The following is a 3,977-nucleotide window of genomic DNA, read 5'->3' as shown; positions in this document are numbered from 1 at the left end:
ACTTTAAATACTAAATTGTAATATTTTAATAAAATAACCAATTGGTAAAAGGGAGCAATCATGGACATACTTAACATTCTCAAACACATATTTGAAAGAACCATACCCAGTGAAGAGAAAAATTCAGAATTCCTACAAGTCATCCCAAAAATCAAAATCTATGAGAAAATCACAGCCGTTCCAGAACCAGAGGGAGAAACCGCGTTTACTCTCATACTTGGAAACGGAAAGATCTCCATAACCCCTGACAAAATACCAGACTACCAAGCGGAGTACGTAGCCCCTCTCAAATCATATCTCGACCTATTGCAGGGAAAAATATCCCCCCAACAACTCGAATCGAATCTAAAAATAAGGCAAAAAATCAGTGGAGTTAACATAAATAATGTATTAGACATTCTCAAAAACAGTGCTCAACAAAACAACGAAATTCAAAACTTGTTGTCCCTCTATCGTGAAAAATATAAAATCTAAATTCCTAATTCTAAAAAGCATGAGCCTTTATTTTTCTGGATTTCATCATACTCTCAATGTGTTGAAATATCATATTTTTTAGCAATTTCTAAGAAGGCTTCTGCTGCTAATTTAATCTGATCCCAAGTTTTACCGTAGGTTGAAACCTTGAAAGTTTTTGATAAGCCCGGTTGAACACCCGCTACTCCCCTTTCCTTTAATTCTTCGTAGAGAAAGAAACCTTTTCGAGGATGTTTCTGAGCTATTTCAAAGAAAGATTCGCTTTCAAAATGTAAAAGATCATGTTTATGTGGACGCTGCCCCAACTGCTTAATACCATTTATCCTTTCCAACTGTTCTACGAAGTATCTTGCCTTCTTAACCTCCTCATCCCAATGCTTAATGCGTTCCGCAACATATGGGAAAGCCGCCATAGCTCCAACGGCTACACAACCGGGTAAAGTGCAACCTAGTGTTTCAACTTCCTTATTCTCAAAACTTCTAACACTCCAAGGACCTCTTATAGAAGAGCCTTTAAAGATCACATTAGCATAAGCATCATTAGCCAATAGCAGACCCGAGGGCGCCGGAGAAGCAAAGGATTTATGCAGAGAAGCAGTCAAAATATCAGCACCCAGGTCTTTTCCTGAAACAGGCATTCGCCCAATAGTGTATGCTCCATTTAGCACAAACGGAATGCCGTAATCGTGTAAAATTTTGCCCACACTTTTAGCATCAAAAACATTACCATAATTATAATCCACATGAGTTAAAAAAGCCAGAGCCGGCCATTTACCCGATTCTTTTTTCACCTCCTCAATCTTCTCAGCGTAAGCATCAATAAACAGATCAAAATCGGGATATCCTGAATGTGGAACCTCAACAATCTTAGCCCCTACGCGCTCAGCGCTCAGATATGTACTATAGTGTGCCAAGGAATCGATAATGATAGTATCCTCCGGTTTAACCAGTGCGTGGAAAGTGGCATACTGAGCCTGGCGGCAACCCGGAAAAAGCCTAGCTTCATCCATCTCCAAAAAGGCGGCAATATCCCTATGAAAATCACAAAGCGGAGGAGAATCAATAAGATCCAATCGACCCTTCATACAAAAATCACACACACTATAACCATCAACAAACCTCAAAACAGCCTGAACCACCCCCGGGTAATCACCAGCCCTACCCCCAGACTGGATGGGATGAAGATTTATCATCCTCTCCTCAACACCCCGAGTAAGATTCCTATATTTCTCTAAAACACTCTCATCAAACATTAACCTCACCCAAAAACCCTTCGAAAAAATCCGGAGACAAGTCCTGAACGCTGGAAAAAGTCTTCACCAAAGTCCGTAAACCGGTTTTCCTCTGAATCTCATCCGCCCGCTCAGAAACCATTAAATCCCCCTTATTACCCTCCTCGACTAGCACCAAAATTCTTTCCACCTCCGGTGTCCTAGCCTCTATGTCCCGCCAAACTCCCTCCACCTTCTTTCTAACCGTCTCAAGAGCTTCATCAGAAATACTCGGATTCAAACTCTTCACATCAATAGCATTCAAAGGTCCCCCGGTTACCACTACAAATCTAGGATCAACCCCTAATTCCAAAAGTCTTTTCCGCGTAGAAGATGAAACAACAACGAAAAGTATACCCCTAAGATCAACAGTTTTAACCTTAATCCTCTCCATCTCCCGCCGCTGGTCTAGACCAAACTTCTCCATGAGCACACTCAAAAAGTCTCTAACATTTATCAAAAGATTCCTAATCTTTTCTTCAGTGGTGGAATCAAAATTATATCCAGGCGCGAAGAATCTAACTTCACACAAAATAGAAATTAAAGCGTCAACAACTCTATTAATCCTGTCAACATCATCGTAATCAAAATTCACCAAGTCACTCTCCCGCTTATCACAATGCATTAACTAATCATATACTTTTTTTTGAATGATTTAAACATTAACTTCTAAAATATTATATACTATCAATTATAAACTTTTATCGCTTCCCCAATTAATATGTGTATAAACCATAAAATGTTTTTGATACATTAATAACTCATTAAGATTGAAGTTCTTCGCTACTTGATTTTAAAGGCATGCCAATGGACTTTAGTGCAATACTGGATTATGTTCCAGGATTCTGTCTGGGTGGGTATGACTCATTGGTAATTATATAACCCACTACGTTTACGGAATGTGGTAGAAATATAAGTAAAACTGAAATGATATTTATATGATTATAATCTCTGATAGGGGCTTAAAATACGGGAGCGTAAAGGTGCCCAAACTTTTCCAAGCTCTTGATATATTGACAAACTTTTCGTCTTGAGAGAGTTGCCTCTCGAATAAGAATAAATGTAAATGAGGGAACAAGCGTGGTTAGTCTGAGGGAAAGTGCAATTCAAGATTTGAAACACAAGGATTGGAAAGTTCGAAGAACATCAGCATGGTATCTCGGACAATTTGGGGATAAGACAGTTGTGTATCCCCTTATACAGGCTCTGAAAGATGCAGATTATCACGTTAGAAGTAGTGCAGCAATTGCTCTCGGAAGTATAAAGGATGCGCGGGCGGTTATTCCCCTCATACAAGCACTAAAGGATAAGGATGGTATGGTTCGGTTTAAAGCAGTACGGGCTCTTGGAGAGATTGGGGATGCGAGGACAGTGGAGCCACTTATCGATATTGTTTATTATGGTGATGATATCGAGCGAATCTCCGCAGTGGTGGCTCTTGGAAAGATAGGTGATGAGCGGGCAATTGAAGCTCTCACTTGGGCACTGAATTATGACTGGTCCCTGGATGGCGAGGGTGACGCTTGCTACGGTGAGGATGTCCGGGGGGCGGCAAAAAGGCCCTAGAAAAAATAAAAAGAAAAAAATAAAAAATAGACTTAACCAGCTGAAAACAAATACCATCATTCTAAAAACTTATTTACAACTTAAATACCCAAAGAAAAAACTACCCAAAGTAAAACGAAAAAATACACGTAATTATTATCCTCGATTATTTTTTCATAGATACCCTGCTGGGAAGCAAATACCACCTTAATAAAAAATCAAAAAACAACATAAACAAAATCAAACCATCCACTGTATTTTTTCATCCTACGATGTTCTATTGAAGAAAATAGACATAAAAAGATTTACCTGCTAATAGCCCGATCATGGGAACAACAGAAAAAAAAGAATATATAGATATATATAAAATATATATAAGCCGGGTCAGGGAAATTCCTCGATGGGGGCGATGCCCTAAAGATTTTGAACCCTGGTTACGGCCCAAGCTTGAGTTCAAACTTGAAGTACCGAATCTGCATTCCGGGCAGGAGACTGTCCGGCGCCTCGCCGCTAGACTAACCCGGCTCTTATTCAAGAAAATATACTCTTAGCACTAAATTTTTTTAGAGAGGGTTTTCCGTTTTTACTGTTTTACTTATCTAGGTTTTCTATTTTTAACTTTATCGGCAAAAGTCAGTATTTGAAAATGAGTTTTTGGGGGTAGGGATACCCTTATAGTGGAGAGAA

Annotated in this window: 4 protein-coding genes; 2 read left to right on the top strand and 2 right to left on the bottom strand. The window is 39.3% G+C overall.

What is annotated here, in order from left to right:
• Window positions 1–60: 60 nt before the first annotated feature.
• On the top strand, window positions 61–474 hold the full coding sequence (locus ACUVXA_RS17675) for a hypothetical protein (RefSeq protein ID WP_445872604.1): 414 nt from the start codon (window positions 61–63) through the stop codon (window positions 472–474).
• Between the two features lie 53 nt (window positions 475–527).
• Here the strand turns inward: ACUVXA_RS17675 and pscS are convergent, their stop codons facing one another.
• The gene (pscS, locus tag ACUVXA_RS17670) at window positions 528–1,727 is read right to left on the bottom strand and encodes an O-phospho-L-seryl-tRNA:Cys-tRNA synthase (RefSeq protein ID WP_445872603.1); all 1,200 of its coding nucleotides are present in this window, start codon (window positions 1,725–1,727) and stop codon (window positions 528–530) included.
• Window positions 1,720–2,340, bottom strand: coding sequence for a DUF2100 domain-containing protein (locus tag ACUVXA_RS17665; protein WP_445872605.1), 621 nt, complete (start codon window positions 2,338–2,340; stop codon window positions 1,720–1,722). The genes pscS and ACUVXA_RS17665 overlap by 8 nt, the downstream gene beginning before the upstream one ends.
• A 485-nt stretch (window positions 2,341–2,825) precedes the next feature.
• Between ACUVXA_RS17665 and ACUVXA_RS17660 the strand changes: the two genes are divergently transcribed.
• On the top strand, window positions 2,826–3,311 hold the full coding sequence (locus tag ACUVXA_RS17660) for a HEAT repeat domain-containing protein (RefSeq protein WP_445872602.1): 486 nt from the start codon (window positions 2,826–2,828) through the stop codon (window positions 3,309–3,311).
• Window positions 3,312–3,977 lie beyond the last annotated feature (666 nt).

The sequence above is a fragment of the Candidatus Jordarchaeum sp. genome (assembly GCF_052745115.1).
The sequence above is the reverse complement of the archived record's forward strand: the minus strand, read 5'-3'. Positions and strand labels throughout refer to the sequence as shown.

Excerpts from the sequence above, each read along its gene's own strand:
- ACUVXA_RS17675 (WP_445872604.1), top strand. The coding sequence starts at position 61 with ATGGACATACTTAACATTCTCAAACACATATTTGAAAGAACCATACCC.
- pscS (WP_445872603.1), bottom strand. The coding sequence starts at position 1,727 with ATGTTTGATGAGAGTGTTTTAGAGAAATATAGGAATCTTACTCGGGGT.